Genomic DNA, 20,194 nt, shown 5'->3' on the forward strand with positions numbered 1-20,194 from the left:
TGTTTCCCTATTCGAGGCTTTGCGGGCACTCGAACTGTCGCAGTTCGGCCATGGTAAAGGGATTCTTCACCGCGTTGATGGTGAAATCGTAGGTAATCGAACGCCCGCCGACCACAAAGGTCGCGCGCAGCGTGTCGCCCGTCTGGTTGGCAGAACTGGCGGCGTCCAGCAGCTGCATGAAGGTCCAGGCGCTGCCCTCGAAGCGCAGCTGCGAGGCGGTGTTCAGCGCCGGGCTGAGCTGCAGCACCGTGGCCTTGCCGGTGTTAGGCCAGGTGACGGTTTGCGGCAGCGAGCCGGTGACGGTGGGGATGATCGCGTCATTGATCGACAGCATGGCGCTTTCGACCGTCGGATGGGCATCGACCTGCGTCACGGTGATCTGCACCGAAGGCGTGGTGCCGCCGCTGGCAAAGAAGGCCTGACGGATCATCTCGGCGCGCTGGAACTGCAGCAGCGCGGCGGTGGACATGCGCCCGGCCAGCGGCTTGTCCTGACGATAGCGCAAGCCGTCGGGGCTGCGTTCGACATAGGGCTCGAGATATTCGGTGAAATAGCGGTCCATGTCGCCGCCCGGTCCGAAGAAGCGGGCGAAATTGTCGATCGACAGGCTGCGCGCCGAGGAGCCGAAGGGATAGGCCGAGGTGATGTTCTCGCGGCAGAAGAAGGTGATGTCATCGGCCAGCGCCCGGTTCATCTGCTCGAGGCTGGCGTCGCTGGCATCCTCCTGGAAATCGCCCTCGGCCTCGTTCACCAGACCGGCCAGTTGCTGCGGCAGCTGGCTGTTATACTGGGTGAGGCTGTTCAGAAGCGAGGGCAGGACGGCAGCCGACTGGTCGGGGCTCTGCTCGGCCAGACGCAGGTTCTGCCAGACCGCGCCGAGATTGCCCAGAAGCGTGTCGATCGGGCGCTTGCCGACCTCGCCGCGCAGGATCTCGTGCCAGTTCTCAAAGTCTTCCGCGATCAGTTCGATCGGGCGCACGGCGCTTTCGCGCTGCCCGCCGCCACCCGCGCCGCCGAGGGCGCTGGTCTGCGACTTGGCATTGTTGGCCGCCGCGTCCAGCAGGATGCGCTGCACCCCGGTCGAGCGGCTGCGGATGCGGTCGCCGATGGCATTGCCGACATCGCTGCCCACCTCGCCCGCCGTGCCGCCCTCGCCGCCCGCCGCAGCAAGCTGTTCCGGGGTCATCCCGTCCAGCCCCTCGAACTCGCGGGTCAGCCGCGTCTCGTCATCGACCGCCTTGACCAGCGCCAGGATCGGCGAGGCGCTGGCCGAAACCGCGGCTTCGAGCACCTGGTAGCGCGGCTTGTCACCCGAGAGATTGGTCAGCGCGAGGTTGTTCAGCACCTTGTCCCAGGCCGATTTGAAATCGCGGCGATAGCGTTCCATCAGGTCTCGGTCGAGACGGTTCAGCCGCTCCTCGATCTCGGCCCGCTGTGCCAGATCGCCCAGCACCCATTGATCGTCGCGCAACTTCTGCCCGACCTCTTCCAGACCCGGATAGAAATAGGACCAGAAGCCCTCATAGGTATACATGGCCGGGACGATCATGTTCGCCAGCTCGGTGCCGTCGCGGGTGGCAAAGACCATGTCGCCATTCGGGTCGGTCGCATCGATGAGCGACCAGTCGGGCAGGCCCGAGGCCGCAACCCCGTCCTGCAGGATGGCATAGGCCTGTTCATCGACCGGCAGTTGGGCAATCGCCTGCCGCGCGGCATCGACCGTCGCCTGATCGATATCGACCAGCAGGTTGCGGTCGCTGTCCATCGCCAGCATGGCGGCCAGATGCCCGCCCAGCTGATCGCGCATGTCGATCCCGGCGCGGTCGGTATAGAGATCGCGCCAGCGAGCGTCGAACCAGGTCTTGATCGCATCGTCATCGGTGCGCTCGCCCTGCCCGCCCAGAAGCAGATAGACCTTCAGCGCGCGATAGATCGCCGTCGTCTCGCCATCGCGGATGATCTGCGGAATCTGCTGTTCCAGATCAAGGATCATGCGCGGCCGCATCATCCGCTCCAGCGCGTCGGAATAGGCGTCACTGGCGGCGGAGACCACACGGGTGCGCTGGCCAAGGCCGAAGCGTTCCCAGAAGCCCGGCTGGCCGAGGCCGGCGGGGATGCCGGCCAGATCATTCAGCAGCGGCAGGACCGGCGTCAGGTCGGGGTCGGTGATGACCTGACGCTGCAATTCCTGCGAGACGGCGGTGGCATAGGCGGCAGTCTCGGCCTCGGCGGTGTTCACCAGCCGGTAGTTCTTCCAATAGCTGACGCCAAAGCCGGTCAGCGCCGCCAGCGTCACCGCAGCAATCGCGCCAAAGGCCAGCCCGCGCAGGATCATCGAGCGGCGCACCGCCTTCTGGTCAAGGCTGACCCAGCCCTGTTCGGCAAAGATCACCCGGCGCAGAAGGTCGTGGATGAAATAGCTTTTGCCCTTGCCGGACATGAAGCTCGGCTGGAAGCTGACGCCGCCGCCCGCCTTGTTCATCGCCCCGAGCACCTGATCGATGGGCGTGCCCTCTTGCGTGCCCGAGGTGAAATAGAAGCCGCGCAGGATGGCGTTCGACTTGTAGCGCGTCGGTTCGAACACCCGGCGCAGGAAATCGGTCACGTTGTCGCGCAAGAGCGCCATCTGGCCGGGCAGGCCGAAGATGGCGATGCGGGAAATGCCGTCGGGTTCCTCGTTCAGCCGGTCGATCACCTCGTCCGACAGGCGCGAGACCAGCTTGTCGAACTCGGCCGGGACCGCCTCGACGGTGATCGCCTTGCGGTCCTCGGTCTGGAAGGTCGCGCCCCAGACCAGCTTACGGCGGTTGAGGCTGAACGAGGCGAAATATTCGCGGAAGCCGGCGATCAGGTCGGCCTTGGTGAACATCACATAGACCGGGAAATCAACCTTCAGCACCTCATGCACCTCGGCCAGCCGGGCGCGCACGGTCTCGGCATGGCGGGCAAGGCTGGCGGGTTCCTCGGTCATCATGTCCTCGACCGAGAAGGACAGGATGATGCCGTTGATCGGCCGGTTCGGGCGGGATTTCTTCAGCAGCTCCAGGAAGGCGTCCCAGCTGGCCTTGTCGGCCTCGGCGTCGCTGTCCTGCGTGGTATAGCGCCCGGCGGTGTCGATCAGCACCGCATCCTCGGAGAACCAGAAATCGGCATAGCGGGTGCCGCCGAAGCCCGAGATCGCCTCGGCCTGCGACAGCGGGAACTCGATGCCGGAATTCGCCAGCGCGGTGGTCTTGCCGGCGCCGGGCGGGCCGATGATGACATACCAGGGCAGGTCATAGAGATAGGAGGCGCCGCCCGATTTCTTCAGCGTGGCGAGCGCGGTTTCCATCCGCTCTGCCAGTTCCTTGCCGTCGCCCTTGGGGATCTCGGGGACCAGCGCGGCCTCGATCTCGCGGGCGGCGCGGACGCGACGGCGCCAGCGGATGAACCAGACGAGGAAGAAGATGCCCCAGACGACACCGATGACGGTGGCGCGGAACCAGATGGTCGAGCCGGTGGCCCATCCGGTCATCGGCAGGCCGATCCAGACCGCCACGGCGAAGAGGATCAGGCCGAGGATCGTCAGCACCACGCGCAGCCAGGGCTGGTTTCTCATGCGCATCCGGGGCAGCGGGATGATGCCGAACAGCCTCAATAGGTGCCCTCCTTGGCCAGCATGATCTCGACCCGGCGGTTCTGGGCCCGGCCCTCCTCGGTGGCGTTGTCGGCCACCGCGTCGGCCTCGCCCTTGCCCTCGACGCGGAAGCGCGCGGCATCGTCGATGGTGCCGGTCAGCGCATCGGTCACGGATTGCGCCCGGGCCGCCGACAGCTCCTCGTTGTTCTTGAACCGCCCGGTGCCGCGCAGGGGCACGTTGTCGGTATAGCCCTGGATCAGCACCGGCCCGCCCTCGGCATTCAGCACCTCGGTGATGCGGGCGGCCAGCGGGGCAAATTCCTCGCGCACGTCGGATTTGCCGCTGTCGAAGAGAAGCTGGTTGCCGACACGGATGGCGATGTAGTCGCCCTTTTCATCGACGCTGATCAGCCCGTCGGCAATCTCGGCGGCGAAGGCCTCACGGATGCGGTCAAGCTGCGCCTGGCTGGCGACATAGACCGGACCCGGCGTGCGCTCGATGGCAATGATGGCATTGCCGGGATGCAGCGCCCTCAGCGCCTCGGCCGCCGCCGCGCCATCGCGGTTGATAAGGGTCGAGAGCAGCGCATAGCTGCCCAGCAGCAGGATCGCCGCCCCGCCAAGGATCGCCGGCACCGAGACAGCGGCGAAGCGCCGGCCCTTTCCCTGCACCACCGGTGCCCAGGTGACCGCGATATCCTCGTCCGGGCGCGGCGTCACCCGGCGCAGGGTTTCGTAGATGGCATTGCGGATGCGCGACAGGTCCACCGCGCCATTCGGCAGGGTGCGGTACTGGCCCTCGAAACCGAGGTTCAGACAGGTCAGGATCAGGCCCAGGAGGTTATAGGATTGCCCCGGCACCTGCATCGCCTTCTCGGTCTCCTGGAAGAAGCCGACACCGGAATCGCGCTTGCCGAAGAAGCGCGCGACCATCGAATATTGCAGCCAGTCGCCGCGATCCGCGCCGGGCAGGTTCTGGACGATATCATCCGCCGTGCCCGAGAGGATGTATTTCGACACCGCCGCCTCGTGCGGGTTCACGCCGTGGGACAGCAGGTTGCGCTCGAACTGGTCGATCTCGCGTGTAACGTGATCCATCAGCGGCGCGGCCTGCATCTCCACGAGCCCGGTGCGCAGCCGCCCGAGCAGGATCAGCAGCGGCGCGGCGGCGGCAAGGATCGGGTTGGTCGAGGCGCCCTTGCCCAGCCCCTTGACCTGCAACGCCTGTTGCAGCGGGATCTTCGGACCCTGCATCGGCGCGGCCTGCCCGGCACGGTCACGCGGAATGTCGGGGAAAAAGCCCCGATCACCACCGGCGGCGCTGCCGATATTGCCATAACCGGGGGCCTGACCGGACCAGCCCTGCTGGGCGGGCTGATAGGGCTGCTGCGGCGGATAGGCCGGCTGCTGCGGCCCGCCGATCCAGGTATTGCCGGATTCCGGCCGCTGCGCCGGCCAGCCCTGCGATGGCGGCGCGGGGCGCGGCCGGTCCCAGTCCGAGGGCGATGGACGCTGATCGAAGGGCGATCCCGACTGGCCGCCCCCCGCGCCGGGACGCCCGAGCGAGGGCAGCGGGCCGCCGATGACGGTGCGGTCATCGCCGCCCGTATCCATCCCGCGCAGGGGCGTCTCGCGGCCGAAGGGGCTGTCATCACGCGGGGCGCGGGTCTGGTCCTTGCGCGCCCCTGCGCCCGGCAGCGGGCCGCCGAAGACCGTCTTTTCGTCGTCGCGCCCGGCCATCAGCCCTTCTCCGGAATGGCCCAAAGCTCGAGCTTCAGCTCGGGCCAGTCACCGGCGAAATGCATGCCGATGGCGGGTGCGGTGGAAAACTCGCGCCAGAGAGCGGCGTTCTTTTCCAGCCGGAAATAGACATTCGAGGACAGGACCCGGATCTGCCGGGGCGGGTTCGGCAGGTGCTGCAGGGGGATGCCCGGCAGGTTGTTGTTGACGATCTCGTTCATCCGCGTGTTCGGGCCGACCTTGCACAGTTCGGGGAACTGCGCCTGCACCTGCCCCTGCGGCTTGGCGCTTTCAACCTCGACCACGAAGGTCGCCTCGCGGAACAGGTTCCGGTCGTCCACCTGCGCGATATAGCTGTTCTGCCGCACCTGCCGCAGCTTCAGACGGATCGCCCGGCCGATGTCGCGGCTGAGGAGCCGCTGGATGTCCTGCACCACCGGGGTGAAGCTGGCCTTCAGATCGCCATGATCATAGGCCGCATAGACCGGCGCCAGGCGGCTGCCATTGTCGAAGGTGGCCAACTCGCAGGCCAGACCCACCAGCCGCTCATACAGCCGCTCGGGATGGATGGCATGGATGCTGTTAAGATGCCTGAGCACGCCGATCTCGCGGTTGAGGCACATCAGCATCAGGTAATCAGAGGCTTGCATCCCCCCGCCCGCCGAGGGGTCGCTGGCATAGCGGGCCAAGGTTTCCAGCCGCGCTTCGATCCAGCCGATGACGCGGGTGAGCCAGCCCAGCACCTGCGGGTGCCCGGCCAGCACCAGCACCGGCGGCGGGATGGTGTCGTCAAAGCTGACCACGCCGTCGCGCACCTCGGTGATCCGCGCCAGTCGCAGGTTCTGGTAGCCGGGGCGGGGCGTCTTGCGCACCGCCAGTTCCAGCCGCGGCACCGCGAGTTCCAGCACCTGCTCGATCCGGGCGCTGCTGGCGCTGTCGCCCACGGTCTCGGCCACCACGCCCCAGCGTGTCGTGGCGCCCTGATCGTCCAGCGGTGCGGCATCGCGGGTATTGGGCGAGACATCGGGCAGTGTCAGCCAGACGAAGCTGCCGGCAGCGTCATCGGGCACTTCAACCGCCACGGGCAGCGGGCCGGTGCCGGGCGCATCGAAGGGCGTGCCGTCGGGCATGATGCCGGTGACGGCGCGCAGCCCGATGCGGCCCTGCTGGGCCATGTCGCGATCGATCTGCATCTCGGCCACGCCCCATGGATAGGGCGTAATCACATCGGTCCGCGCGCGGACGAGGTTCTCGAGATAGCGGTCGGCCTGTTGCAGATGCTGGGGCTGCAGAAACAGCCCTTCCTTCCAGGCGACCTTGCTGAACCAGGACATGAATTTCCCCGTATGATTGTATCAGCGCCGGGCGCGGCGCAGGTTCCGCCACCCGGCGCGCAGGGTCAACCCCCCTGCCACATCATCGTTCCTAGAACTGGAACCGCAGCTGCGCCGTCACGCCATAGCTGTCCAGCACGTCACCGGTCCGGCCATCGACCCGGATCGAGGCGTTGAACTGGCGCGGTGCTCCCGCCCTACCCGTATCCAGCACCTTCAGGTAATTCGCCCCAAGGCTCAGCTCGCCATAGGTGCCGAGGTTGCTGGACGACAGGTTGTCGGTGCGGACCACCGAGCCGTCAGAGCCGACCATGGTGTAGATCGAATTCGTGTCGCTCGCGAAGTCCTTGTAGATCGTCGCCGTTCCGAAGGCATAGATCGCCGAGTTCTTGGCGGGGTTGACGAAGGTCTTGGACAGGGTGCCGCCGATGAAGCCGACACGGTTCTTGCTGTCCTCGATCTGCAACGTGTCACCGGTGGTGAAGGTGATCTTCTCGACCGAGAGGTTCGAGAAGGCAAAGCCCGCCGTCGGCACGAACATCCAGCCATCCCGCGGCAGATCATAGGCATAGCTCAGCGATCCACTGATGGTGGTGGCGTTGCTGTCGAAATCCGGCGTCGCCAGCCGCAGGCCGTCATTGTCGCCAACCGGCTGGTTGTCGATCGTGAACTCGGTCCGCTCGCGGCGCACCTGCAGGTCGAGGCTCAGCCGGTCACGGGTCGCCGTGGCATAGATCCCGGCATAGACTTGGCGGAAATCGCCGCGGTTGATGCTGGTCAGCAGCCCGCTGGTGCTGTTCGGATCGGTCGAGTTGTTGATGAAGACGGGCTGCGTGGTCGACCCGTCGTTGACCCCGCCCAGTACACCGACCGCCACGTTCCAGCCCTGCACGCTGTTCTCGAAACAGGCGAGATCGCCACCGAACTGCAGACCGCGGTAATTCGCCTCAATCTCGCTGGCAGCCGTGACCTCGCCGCTCTGGCTCTGACCGGTGGCGCTGGCGTGACCGGCGACGGCCCGGGCCCAGGCACCGGGACCGCATTTCTTGTCGCCGGCATCGGTGGCAAGACCCGGCACGAAGGGACTGGTCGGGCGGTTCACCACCGAGCCGATCAGGCTCTGGGTCAGCGCCAGGTTGCCGGCCAGCGCGCCCAACGCCGGGTTGATCGTGTCGGTGACATAGATGTCCCCGCTCTGGCCGTCGCGCACCAGCGCGTAGATGATCCGCTCGCTGGCCTGCGGCAGGTTCTCGGCCGCGAAGGTGAAGCTGTTATCCGCGCCCCGGCTGCCATCCACGTCGAAAACCAGGATGCGGCGGGATGCGTCGCTTGGCGCCTCGATATTGCCCGCGTCGAAGCTGAGCAGGACCGAGCCGGTGACCGCACCGCCGCGAACGACGATCCGGTCCGAGGTCCCGGTGCCACCATTGCCGTTGATGTCGATATCAAGGGCATAAACGCCGTTCCCGCCAGCGCCGCCATTGACGGTCAGAACATCCCCGACATTGGTGTTTTGCAGGTTCATCCGGCCATTGTTGACCAGCGATCCCTGGATGTTCAGGGCGCTGCCGACCAGAACCGTGCCCTCGTTTGTGAGGCTGCCGATCGAGACGCCATCGCCGGCATCGATGATCCCGGCGTTGCGCACCGCGCCGGCCAGGCGTCCATTGACGGTCAGCCGTTGTTCCGCATTGTTGTTGTAGAGGTCGGTGGTCAGGGTCCGGCCACTTGCAATGGTGAAGTCCTGGAAGGCGTCGAAGGTGCCACCGACGGTCAGATCGCCGGTCAGCGCGATGCTGCCTGCACGGAAGCTCACGTCTCGGCTGATCTCGCCTTCAAGCTCGGCCGTTCCGCGGTTCAACAGCGATCCGTTCAGGCGATTGGTCAGGCTGAACCGGCCATCATTGGCAAGGTTGCCGTTCAGCGTGCCATCGACCTCGACGGTCGAATAAGCGTCATTGGTCACGCCGCCGCGCGCCGTCAGTGTGGTATTCGCGTTGACCCGCAGCATGGCAGGATCGCCCGGCGCGGCGCGCTGCGCCATGCCTCCCTGCGACGTCCCCCCGGTCAACGGCGCGCGTTGGTTGATGACTGCGCCGTTGACGACCAAATTGCCACCCGTGTCGAATGTGCCGCCTTGGTTGGTCAGGCTGCCGGAAATCAGCCCCGCGCCGGTCATGCTTTCCCGGTTCAGCACCGAGCCATCGACCGTGCCAGCCAGATTGGCCCGACCGTCGTTCAGCAGATCGCCGTTGAGCGTCGAACCGTCCAGCATCGCCATTCGCGCGCCCGAGGCATTGGAGAGCGGTTGGTCGGAACCGAGATTAACCGTGCCGGCAATGGTCAGGGCACCGTCGCTACCATTCTGGAACTGGTTCTGGACGGTCAGGCTGCGGCCCGCACCGACCACGAACATGCCGCTCTGGTTGTTGACCGAGCCGGCCTGCAGGCTGTCGCGGATACGGACAACCGAGCTTGCATCGGTGCTGTTATTGACCAGCGCACCGCTGATCGCGCCCGCCAGCAGCGCCTCGCCGGCATTGTTCAGATTGCCGGTCAGGCCGCCGAAGAGCTGCGCCGTTCCATAGTTCAGCACGGTGCCGGTGATCGCGCCCTGCGCCGTCAGGGTGCCGGTGCTTCCATTCACTACGGTCTGAGTCGATGTCAGCCTCGCGCCCTGCGCAATCTGCATCATGCCGTCGTTCCGCAGCGGACCGGTCACCGCAAGCGCGCCCGAAACGGTGGTGTTGCCGGCAGCCGTCGTGAGCAGCGTACCCTCGACACGCCCCGCCAGGGCCGCAAGGCCGGCATTGGTCAGGTCACCGGCGATGGTCCCGGTCGAGCGCAACTCGGCACCCGAGCGGTTGGCGAGATCGGCCTCGATCCGGCCGCCATTGGACAGAAGCCCGTCGGCATTGATGAAGCTGTTGGCCTGAACCCGGCCACCAGCGGCGATCAGGAACTGGTCGTAATTGGTGATGGTATCGACATTGGTCAGGGCGCCAATGTCCGAGACATCGAACACGCCGTTGTTGATGACGGTATTGTCGCCGGTCCCGGTCACGTTGCCCCAGACCCGGACGACGCCGTTGTCCTGGTTGGTCAGGTCGCCCAGAAGCTGGCTGTTCCCGCGAAAGATCAGTTGATCGACGTTGCCGATATTGGCGTCGAGAATGATGCTGCCCTCGGTCGTGCCATTGTTGACATAGGTCTCGGCATTGATCCGGATCGTGGCATCGGCAAAGCTGCCGGCGCTGATCGTTCCGTTATTGGTGATGGTTCCCGTCACCGATATTTGCGAGTTGTTCCGCGACTGGGTCAGCAGGCCGTCATTGGTGAAGTCGCCTTGGACCTCACTGAACAGGTCCGTCGAATAGGTGCCCGCATTCGTTACATCGCCCTCGATCGTACCGCTGCTGATGATGCTGGCATTCGCGAGATTGCGAACCGTGCCGACAACCCGCCCGGCGGTGATCGCGAGCGTGCCGCCCGCAGCATTCACCAGATTCGACTCCAGCCTGCCTTCGACGCCAAGGCTGCCCTGGTTGGTCGTGCCGCCCTGCACCGTGGCCGTCGCCCCGGCGACAACTGTCACGTTGGCCTGGTTGTTCAGGCCACCGTCGATCTGGGCACCGTCCCGCAGGCTCATGACCCCCGTGCCATTGTTGACGACGCTGCCCGTCACCTGGCCGGCAATCCCGGCGATCCCGGCATTGGTCAGGTTGCCCGAGATCGTGCCGCCATTGGCAAGGGTCAGCCTGCCGCCCGCGTCATTCTGCACTGCCAGCACACCCGAGGGGGCCGAGGTCTCGACCGTGCCATAGATGTTCAGGTTCGCACCGCTGCCGTTGGTCAGCTGACCACTGGTCAGATCGAGGCTCCGGTCCGCGCGAACGTTGACCGTGCCGGTATTGACCAGTTCGGCGGCCCGGCTGTCCTCGATGATGTTCAGCGTCGCGCCCGCGCCGTTGTTCTGCAGCTGCAACCCGACATTGCCGGCGAGGTTCAGCGTACCGGTGTTCACGGCATTGCCGTTGATCGTGCCGTCGATCGTCGCCGTACCGATATTCTGCAGGCTGTTGGCAATCGTGCCGTCCAGGTTGAAGGTGCCGCGGTTGACGACATCGAAGGCAGCCGGCGTGCCGGCAACACCAATTGTGCCGTTCACCGTCGCGGTGCCGTTCAGGTTGTTGTCCAGACGGAACGCGTTCCCGTTCAGGGTCAGCAGGCCGCTGTTCGTGGCCGCGCCGTCGATATTGCCGGTGATGGTCAGCTCGCCCAGGTTGACGACACTGGCATTTGCGTCGTCGGTGGCGGTTACATTGCCGATGATCTCGGCATCGCCCGCGGCCTCGTTGCGCAGTGAACCGGTGATGATGACCGGGCGGCCCGGTGAGGACATCCGCACCACGCCGCTGTTCTGCAACCCGCCCTGCAGGCGGACAGTCCGGCCGGTCGTGTCGGCCCCGTCCAACCGTCCGGCATTGGTGACCAGTTCGGTGACGATCCCGCCATTCAGCTCCAGCCGGCCAGTGGCCGCGACGGTGATGGCGCCCGCCACCGTACCCCGGACCCAGCTGCCGCTGTCGCCGGTGATGATCAGGCGCGGGGTGGTCAGGGTCTGGGGCTGCGACACCCGGATCTGTCCGGCGGCCCGGACCGCGCCCGACGAGGTCAGGTCGCCATTGTTGACCAGCAGCACGCCATCCGCGAACACGGGCAGTTCCCGGTTCGTACCGCCGCCGACCAGGACCGGGCCGCCCGCGACATTCGGACCAATACTGGTGGTGCCGTTCACAACCCGCAACTGGCCGATCACCTCGCTGTTCAGCGTGGTTGCCCCGTGGCTGGCGAGATCGCCGGTGATCGCCGCGTTGACCCTCATTGTGCCACCGACGTAGTTGAATACATCCGAGGTGATGGCATCGGCGATGGTCAGGTTGCCGAGGTTGCCGACCGAGCCAAAGGTCACGCCGACAAAATCGCGCAGGAAGACGGCAGAATCGAGATCGTTGATCAGCGTGCCATCGACGCTCAGCAACATGCCGGTGAAATCCGTGGCGCTGTCGCCGGCAAGGGTCAGGTTCCCGGTGATCCGCCCTTCGCCGCTCATCTCGCCCGAGTTGATGACATTGCCACTGATGACGGTATCGGTCGTTCCAGAGGCCGCTGTTCCCAGAACCAGCCGACCGTCATTGACCAGAATATCCGTCGTCACGTTGGTGTCGTCGGCAATGACCAATTCGCCCGAGGAACGGACGACGAGCGAACGGCTGTCATCTCCCCCGGTCGCGGTCAGCGCGCCGGTGATGGTGGTCACGCCACCCGCAACCTCGAAGCGCCCGTCGACCCGGCCCTGGATCAGGGCGGTCGCGGAGGAGGTGATCCTGCCCGCAAGCGTGCCCTGGCTGGTCAGCGTGCCGGCGTCATGCGAGATCGTGGTCGCGCCGAGCGCCTGTCCCGTGGCAACCTGGAGGAAGCCGGTATTCTCCAGGCTGGCAAGCCCGGTCAGATCACCGCCCGCCACCAGCAAGGTGCCGACGTTGGTGAAATCATGCCCGTTGCCGTCCACATCGCTGGTCACCGTCGCGGTTGCGTCAACGGCATTGGTGATATCGCCCCCAAGCACCGGCACATGGACAAGATCGAGATCGGTCAGGTTGCGGATTGCCCCCGACAGGATGACATTGCCCGAGATCACCGTGCTCTGGTTCAGCGTCAGCAACCCCGCCTCGATGGTCAGCGAATTGCCGGCGCCCAGGCTTTCCAGCGTTCCGTCGTTCTGGAAATTCTGGACGAAGGACAGGGTATGGTTGCCGCTGTTGACGCGGATGGTCGCGCCGGCCAGATTCTCGCCGTCCAACGTGTCGGAGGAATTGGCATCGGCGAAGGCCACGTCGCTGGCAAGAACAAGCGTTCCGCTGTTGGACAGCGTGCCGCCGTAGCTGCCGGCGCCAAGGGTTAAGGTCCCGGCATTCTCGACCGCGCCATCCACTTCGGCCGAGGCACCACCAAAAGTTACACTGGAATCCTCGCCGACAATCAGTCGACCCAATTGCCCGGCGCCCGTGAAGGTCGTTGCATTGAGAGTTAGCGTGCCGGTGATGATGGCAGTGTCCCCAAAAACCAGCTGGCTGTTCGCGTTGATCGTAACGCCCCCATCGACCGTTCCATCAAGAGTGAAGCTTCCGCCATTGACGACCAACGCGTTTTCGGTCCCATCGCGAAGATCGGTCAGGGTCAAGGTCGTGTTGTCCCTAATAAAAAGGGAACCCTGGACGGTGGTCGCCGCTTCGATGGTCAAATTGGCGTCGAGATAGAGGATGCCCGGCGCCCTGATTGTCAGCGTCTCGGCATCAATGCTACCATACCGGTCATTCTCGTCGTTGAACTCGAAGCTCCCGTCGGCGATGAACATATCGTCAGCGCGGATCCCACCGTCGATTTCGATTTCGACAAGCCCGTCATCGGCAGTCAAGAAATAGACATCATGCCTTAGCGGATCGCTCCGGTTGTCGAACGACCTGTTTACACTCGAATAATCTTCGCCATTACCCTCAACCCAGTTCCGATCATTCGAACTCAGTGACCAGATGCCGCCCGTCTCTGGTAGGGGTTGTAGCCCTTCGGAGACACCATTGCTCCCATGGTTGTAATAAAGCGTATCTGCCTCTGCGCCGACCCCGGCAAGGCAGAACAGCAAGGTCGCGCCGATCAGCGCGGTACTCTGGCGGAAATGCGACCAGCGGAACCCTTTGGCCACCATGCGATCATGGGGGCGCGAAAACCAAACAACCATATTACTCGTCCTTGCGCATCAAGACTTGCGCGCTTGCTATCCACAGAAACATAAAAATCAAATCATATCCCGCTTGACCAGAGCATTTTCGGCAAGTCAATCGACAAAAATCTGTCGAAAAGGGCAGCTTTTGGCCGCCCGGGCCGAATCTGCGCAGGGTGCTGCGCCACTGCGTCGCAGGAAATCGATCCACACAAACGCGCGAGGGCGGCTTGCGCCCGGCGGGCGGCGGCTGCACCTTCTGCCCGTCCCTGCCGGAGCTTTCCATGCGCGCCCTTCTTCTGACCGCCGCCCTGACCGCCCTGCCGGCGGTCGCGCTGGCCGAGATGCCCGAGGGCATCAGTCATTTCACCCTGCCCAACGGGCTGGAAACCGTGGTGATCGAGGATCACCGCGCCCCGGTCGTGGTGCAGATGCTGTGGTACAAGATCGGCTCGGCCGACGAGGCACCGGGCAAATCGGGCATCGCGCATTACCTGGAACACCTGATGTTCAAGGGCACCGACAAGCTGGCGCCGGGCGAGTTGTCGAAGACCGTGACCGCCAATGGCGGCAATGACAACGCCTTCACCTCCTATGATTTCACCACCTATTTCCAGCGCATCGCCGCCGATCGCCTGCCGCTGATCATGGAGATGGAATCCGACCGGATGGCCAATCTGAAGATCGGCGAGGATGACTGGCAGGCCGAGCGTGAGGTGGTGCTTGAGGAACGCGCCCAACGCACCGACAGCGACCCGAGTGCGCTGTTCGGCGAGGAACGCAACGCCGTGCAGTTCTACAACCATCCCTATGGCCGCCCGGTGATCGGCTGGCGTTCCGAGATGGAGGGGCTGACCCGCGACGACGCCATCGCCTGGTATGACGCGCACTATGCCCCGAACAATGCCGTGCTGGTACTGGCCGGTGACGTGACGCCGGAACGGGCGCGCGATTTGGCGGAACAGTATTACGGTCCCATCGCCGCCGAGGATCACATCGCCCCCCGCGTCCGCCCGCAGGAACCCGAACAGGATTCGCCCCGCCGGATGAGCCGGGTCGATCCGCGCGTGGCGCAGCCCACGATGATTCGCACCACCCTGGCGGCCGAGCGCAATCCCGGCGACCAGAAGACGGCGGCGGCGCTAACAGTGCTGTCGGAACTGCTGGGTGGGTCGATGCAGACCTCGGTTCTGGGGCGCGAGCTGGCACTGCCCGGCAAGGTGCTGTGGGTGGGCGCGGGCTATGACGGGCTGGCGGTAGATCCGACCACCTTCTACCTGTCGATGGTCCCCGCCGACAACGTGACGCCCGAGGAGGCCGAGGCGCAGTTCGACGCCGTGCTGGCGAAATTCCTCGAGACCGGCCCCGATCCCGAGGACCTGGAGCGGGTCAAGACCGGCATCCGCGCCGCCAAGATCTATGCCCAGGATTCGGCCCATGGCCGCGCCTATGATTACGGGCAGGGACTGGCCACCGGGCTGACCGTCGAGGATGTGAACGACTGGCCGAATATCCTGGACGCCGTGACCGCCGAGGATGTGATGGCCGCCGCCCGCGAGGTGCTGGACAGCGACGCCAGCGTCACCGGCTGGCTGCTGCCCGAACCGCCCGCCGAGACCGAGGCCGGGACGCCGGCAACCACCAAGGCCGCCCCCAAAGAGGAGAAACAGGGATGATCCGCGCCGCTTACGCCCTGATCCTGACACTCCTGGCCCTGCCGGCACAGGCCATCGAGATCCAGAACGTAACCTCGCCCGCCGGCATCAAGGCCTGGCTGGTCGAGGATCACTCGATCCCCTTCACCGCCATCTCGCTCGATTTCAGGGGCGGCGCCTCGCTGGAGGCCCCCGGCAAGCGCGGGGCCATCAACCTGATGACCGCAACGCTGGAGGAAGGCGCCGGGCCGATGGATTCCACCGCCTTCGCGCAGGAACTCGAGGCGCTTGGCGCAAGGTTGAATTTCGATGTCAGCGATGACGAGCTGTCGATCAATCTCAGCGCGCTGACCGAACATCGCGACGAATCTGCCGAACTCCTGCGCCTTGCGCTGACCCAGCCGCGCTTTGACGCCGATGCGGTCGAGCGGGTGCGCGCGCAGGTGCAGGCGATCATCCGCTCCGAGGCGACCGAGCCGCAAAGCATCGCCGCCAAGGAAATGGCGCATCAGGCCTGGGGCGATCACCCCTATGGCTCGTCGGTGAACGGCACGCAGAAATCGCTGGCGGCGCTGACCCAGCAGGATCTGATTGCCGCCAAGAACCGGGTGCTGGCGCGCGACCGGGTGGTCGTGGGCGCGGCGGGCGACATCACCCCCGAGGAACTGGGCGTGCTGCTGGACACCATCCTCGGCGGGTTGCCGGAAACCGGCACCGCGCCCCTGCCCGAACCGGCGAGCCTGCAACTCACGCCGGGCGTGACCGTGGTTGACTGGGACAGCCCGCAGACCATCGTGACCTTCTCCGGGCCGGGCCTGCCGATCGACGATCCCGATTACTTCGCCGCCACGGTCGCCAATCACATCATGGGCGGCGGCGGATTTTCCTCGCGGATGATGGACGAGATCCGCGAGAAACGCGGGCTGACCTATGGCATCGGCACCGGGCTGGCGACCGGCATCTATGGCCAGACCTGGGCCGGCGGCATGGCCAGCGCCAATGAAAAGGTGGCCGAGGGCGTCGATCTGATCCGGCAGGAATGGGGCCGCATGGCCGAGGGCGTCACCGACAAGGAACTGACCGACGCCAAGACCTACCTGACCGGGGAATATGCGCTGCGCTTTGACGGCAATGGCAAGATCGCGGGCATCCTCGCCGGGATGCAGCTGATCGGCCTGCCCATCGACTACGTCAACACCCGCAACGGCATGGTCGAGGCGGTGACGAAAGAGGATGTGCAGCGCGTGGCCGAGCGTTTGCTCAAGTCAGATGACTTGCGCTTCGTGCTGGTCGGCCGGCCCGTGGGCGTCACGGATGATGCGGCAGCGGCCGAGGCGAGCGCCGAATCCGCGCCGCAGACGAACTGAGGGTTCGCCCCCGGCGCGGGTAACTCGTTACCGTGGAGTCGTTACGGGTTGACCCGAACGGCACCGGTTCCGCCAAGTGCGGCACCCGCCACCGCGCCCACAGGGCCGGCCACGACAGCACCGGTTGCGGCGCCGGTGGTCGCGCGGGTCGCGGTGTTCGGTCCGCAGGCCGCCAGCGTCAGGGCAGCGCCGCACAGAAGGATAGCGATTTTCGTCATGGCCAATCTCCTTGAGTTGAATGTGTTTGCCCGGTTCAACGAATGATTGGGCAATCCGGTTTCCTCGCTGCGACGATCCCGGGATGAATTCCTTCCCGCAGCCTGCCCGCAATGCTATATCTGGGGTCATGAACAGTCAGGCACCCCATATCCGCCCTGTTATCCGGCAGTTGGACGAGGCCGCCGCGAATCGCATCGCGGCTGGCGAGGTGGTGGAACGTCCTGCTTCGGCGGTGAAGGAACTGGTCGAGAACGCGCTGGATGCCGGCGCGACCCGCATCGACATCACCATCGCCGATGGCGGCAAGAGCCTGATCCGGGTCAGCGATGACGGCTGCGGCATGCTGGCCGAGGACCTGCCCTTGGCACTGGCGCGCCATGCCACCAGCAAGATCGACGGCTCGGACCTGCTGAACATCCGCAGCTTCGGCTTTCGCGGCGAGGCCCTGCCCAGCCTTGGCGCGGTGGGGCGGCTGACCATCACCTCGCGCGCCGCGGGCGCGGACGGGGCCAGCATCACCGTGGCCGGTGGGCGGATGCAGCCCGTGCGCCCTGCCAGCGGCAATCGCGGCACCGTGGTCGAGCTGCGCGACCTGTTCTTCGCCACGCCCGCGCGGCTGAAATTCATGCGCACCGACCGCGCCGAGGCGCAGGCCATCGCCGATGTGGTCAAGCGCCTTGCCATGGCCGAGCCCTATGTCGGCTTCACCCTGACCGATGGCGACCGCGTGGTGTTTCGTGCCGATGCCGAGCAGGGGGAGCTGTTCGGCGCGCTGCAGGCGCGACTGGCCCGCGTCATGGGCCGCGACTTCATCGACAATGCCCTGCCGATCGACGCCACCCGCGACGAGATCACCCTGACCGGCTTTGCCGCCCTGCCCACCTATTCGCGCGGCGCGGCGGTGGCGCAGCACGTCTATGTCAACGGCCGCCCGGTGCGGGACAAGCTGCTGACCGGGGCGATGCGGGCGGGTTACATGGATGTGCTGGCCTCGGGTCGGCATCCGGCGGCGGTGCTGTTCCTGACCTGTGACCCGCAGCTGGTCGATGTGAACGTCCACCCAGCCAAGGCCGAGGTGCGCTTCCGCGATCCCGGTCTGGCGCGCGGCCTCGTGGTCAGTGCGCTGCGGCACGCACTGGCGGGGGCCGGGCATCGCGCCTCGTCGACGGTTGGCACGGCGACGCTCGGGGCCTTCCGGGTCGAGCCGGAAGGTGTCGCCCCCCCCCGCCCGTACCAGATGGATTATCGCCCCTCGGCCAGCGCCCGACGCGCCTCGCTGGACCTGCAGGCGCCGGTCTTCGAGGCCCCCGTTTTCGAGAGCCCCGGTTTCGCCGAATCCCCCTCGGCCCGGTTCGAGCCGATGCCAGAGACCGTGCCCGAACCCGTCGCCGCGCCTCTCGGCGCCGCCCGCGCACAGATCCACGAGAATTACATCATCGCCCAGACCGAGGACGGGCTGGTCATCGTCGATCAGCACGCCGCCCATGAGCGGCTGGTCTATGAACGGCTGAAGGCGCAGGCCGAGGAGAACGGCATCGCCAGCCAGTCGCTGCTGATCCCCGAAATCGTCGAGCTGTCCGAGGCCGAGGCCGCGCAGATCCTGTCCATCGCCGGGGATCTCGCAGAACTGGGGCTGGTGATCGAACCCTTCGGCGGCGGCAGCGTCGCCGTGCGCGAGGTGCCGGCACTGCTGACCCGGCTGAACGCCGGCGCGCTGATCCGCGACATCCTTGACGATCTGGACGATCAAGGCGCCTCGGACCGGCTGAGGGGGCGGATCGATGCGGTGCTCTCATCCATGGCCTGCCATGGTTCGGTCCGCTCGGGCCGGCGGATGACGGCGGACGAGATGAACGCGCTGCTGCGCGAGATGGAACGGGTGCCGAAATCCGGCCAGTGCAACCATGGCCGGCCCACCTGGGTCAAATTGCCACTGGCCGATATCGAGCGATTGTTCGGCCGCAAGGATTGACCCGCAGGCCGGCGAGGCCCACCATGGGCCAACCCGAAAGGCCCGTCATGCTGCAGATTGCCCCGGACAAGATCGCCCATGTCATCATCCGCGCCCGCGAATATGGCAGCAGCATTGATGCCTGGGCCGATAACGGCCAGCGCCGCCAATATGGCACCCGGACCGAACTGCATGATTTCATCGAAAGCCTGAACGAGGACGAGCAGGCCAGCCTGGTCGCGGTCATGTGGATCGGCCGCGACAGCTTTGACGCCGAGGATCTGGACGAGGCCATCGCCACCGCACGGGCGGAACGCACCACGCCGACCGAGGATTACCTGATGGGCGACCCGCAACTGGCCGATTACCTCGAGGCCGGAATGGAAGCGCTTGGCCTCTCGCCCGAGGCGGCCGAGGACGAGTTGCAGAAGCCGGTCTAGGACGTCGCTCTGATCAGCTTGCACACCCATTGGGCTGATCGGTTCAACGGGTCATGCCTGGGGCCCCGGCGGAGACTAACCACAGTGTCGCTACATGCCGCATACCTGACGCATGGCCTGAACGGCTTTCGATGATCCGCCGAGATCAAAGGCCACGGCTTCTTCGCCCCGGCCATTCTGGATGGAAAGGGTATTGCCGCGGGCAAAGGCGTCGAGAAAATCAGTCGGAAGCGACCCCGTGATAACCCATGCTTCATCGGGCGCGAAATAATGCATCTGCCCGGCAAATGAACTCGTTCCGCTACGCCCGGCCACCTTGAAAGAAACGGGTTCACTCTGATCATCAACGCGCTGCAGCGCATCACCCCCATACCCATAGAGAGACCCCATGAACCCCTTCCCCATGCGAGGGTTGCACCCACCCGAGAAGGTGGTTCTGCCATCCCGTGCGGTGCCGGTGACCGTCACCCCGGCAGGGGAGTTTTGGGCCGTTGCGACCCAGTTGCCGCTGCTCCGCGCGGCGGTTGCCGGGCTGTTTTCGGGTGCTTCGTTGGCGCCAAGCTCCAGCACGAAGGTGCGTTCGCCTGTCGGGCAGCAATGAGCATCATTTGCTTGCGGGACGGTTGTTGTCACTGTCACGCGACCGGGAGCAAAAGAGACGCCCCGTGGCTCGTAGCCGAATACCTCTTCGTTGGGGACCGTCCGGGCCAGTTCATATTCCCCGTCCGCGTCGAGCCAGATCCAGGTCGCCAGTCGCTCCGCGCTGCCGCCAGCATCGTAGTAGACGAAGGACACGGCATCGCTTGTCCCGCGACCCGTCAAGTCACCATAGAAGATGTGCACCTGTGGATAGCGCAAGTTCGCGCTTCTGATTTGCGCCTCGATGGCCCCTGCCGCGTTGCCCTGCAGGCCCTCGATCTCCTGGGCGGTGGCCCCGACGGGGGCTGACAGGAAGGGAAGACCCATTGCAGCAGCTAGAGCCAGTCGCCGCAGATACCGCCGAGTTTCACGTATCATCCTTGCCTCCATTTGGATCGACGGGACGCTTGGCACTGCCCCTTGTTCAGATACTGGATGCTATGGACGATC

Annotated in this window: 10 protein-coding genes; 4 read left to right on the plus strand and 6 right to left on the minus strand. The window is 65.6% G+C overall.

The genetic code is table 11. From position 1 onward, the window contains the following. Window positions 1-7 precede the first annotated feature (7 nt). The 4 genes from tssM to CX676_RS12760 form a co-directional block, all read right to left on the minus strand. On the minus strand, window positions 8-3,598 hold the full coding sequence (tssM, locus tag CX676_RS12745) for a type VI secretion system membrane subunit TssM (protein WP_232816446.1): 3,591 nt from the start codon (window positions 3,596-3,598) through the stop codon (window positions 8-10). 35 nt (window positions 3,599-3,633) lie between these two features. Further along, window positions 3,634-5,358 carry a type VI secretion system protein TssL, long form gene (gene tssL / locus CX676_RS12750; protein WP_101752962.1) on the minus strand — a complete coding sequence of 575 codons (1,725 nt, stop codon included), beginning with the start codon at window positions 5,356-5,358 and terminating at the stop codon, window positions 3,634-3,636. After that, window positions 5,358-6,692 carry a type VI secretion system baseplate subunit TssK gene (gene tssK, locus CX676_RS12755; RefSeq protein ID WP_101752963.1) on the minus strand — a complete coding sequence of 445 codons (1,335 nt, stop codon included), beginning with the start codon at window positions 6,690-6,692 and terminating at the stop codon, window positions 5,358-5,360. The genes tssL and tssK overlap by 1 nt, the downstream gene beginning before the upstream one ends. A gap of 91 nt (window positions 6,693-6,783) precedes the next feature. After that, the gene (locus CX676_RS12760) at window positions 6,784-13,170 is read right to left on the minus strand and encodes a hypothetical protein (RefSeq protein ID WP_157935924.1); all 6,387 of its coding nucleotides are present in this window, start codon (window positions 13,168-13,170) and stop codon (window positions 6,784-6,786) included. A 587-nt stretch (window positions 13,171-13,757) separates the two neighbouring features. Between CX676_RS12760 and CX676_RS12765 the strand changes: the two genes are divergently transcribed. Both CX676_RS12765 and CX676_RS12770 read left to right on the plus strand, forming a co-directional pair. Beyond that, window positions 13,758-15,149 carry a M16 family metallopeptidase gene (locus CX676_RS12765; RefSeq protein WP_101752965.1) on the plus strand — a complete coding sequence of 464 codons (1,392 nt, stop codon included), beginning with the start codon at window positions 13,758-13,760 and terminating at the stop codon, window positions 15,147-15,149. Continuing rightward, complete coding sequence (locus CX676_RS12770) at window positions 15,146-16,495, plus strand: M16 family metallopeptidase (RefSeq protein ID WP_198590189.1); 1,350 nt, start codon at window positions 15,146-15,148, stop codon at window positions 16,493-16,495. Before CX676_RS12765 ends, CX676_RS12770 begins: the two co-directional genes overlap by 4 nt. A 41-nt stretch (window positions 16,496-16,536) precedes the next feature. Here the strand turns inward: CX676_RS12770 and CX676_RS22780 are convergent, their stop codons facing one another. Beyond that, on the minus strand, window positions 16,537-16,713 hold the full coding sequence (locus CX676_RS22780; RefSeq protein ID WP_198590190.1) for a hypothetical protein: 177 nt from the start codon (window positions 16,711-16,713) through the stop codon (window positions 16,537-16,539). Between the two features lie 128 nt (window positions 16,714-16,841). Here CX676_RS22780 and mutL point away from each other — a divergent pair, with 128 nt between their 5' ends. Both mutL and CX676_RS12780 read left to right on the plus strand, forming a co-directional pair. Next, window positions 16,842-18,686 carry a DNA mismatch repair endonuclease MutL gene (gene mutL, locus CX676_RS12775; protein WP_101752966.1) on the plus strand — a complete coding sequence of 615 codons (1,845 nt, stop codon included), beginning with the start codon at window positions 16,842-16,844 and terminating at the stop codon, window positions 18,684-18,686. 47 nt (window positions 18,687-18,733) lie between these two features. Continuing rightward, window positions 18,734-19,105 carry a DUF3775 domain-containing protein gene (locus tag CX676_RS12780; RefSeq protein WP_101754317.1) on the plus strand — a complete coding sequence of 124 codons (372 nt, stop codon included), beginning with the start codon at window positions 18,734-18,736 and terminating at the stop codon, window positions 19,103-19,105. Between the two features lie 90 nt (window positions 19,106-19,195). Here CX676_RS12780 and CX676_RS12785 read toward each other — a convergent pair whose 3' ends face one another. Next, window positions 19,196-20,122, minus strand: a complete 927-nt coding sequence (locus CX676_RS12785) for a hypothetical protein (RefSeq protein ID WP_157935925.1) — start codon at window positions 20,120-20,122, stop codon at window positions 19,196-19,198. Window positions 20,123-20,194: the final 72 nt, after the last annotated feature.

This window comes from Paracoccus zhejiangensis (genome assembly GCF_002847445.1).
GTDB classification, from domain to species: Bacteria; Pseudomonadota; Alphaproteobacteria; order Rhodobacterales; family Rhodobacteraceae; genus Paracoccus; species Paracoccus zhejiangensis.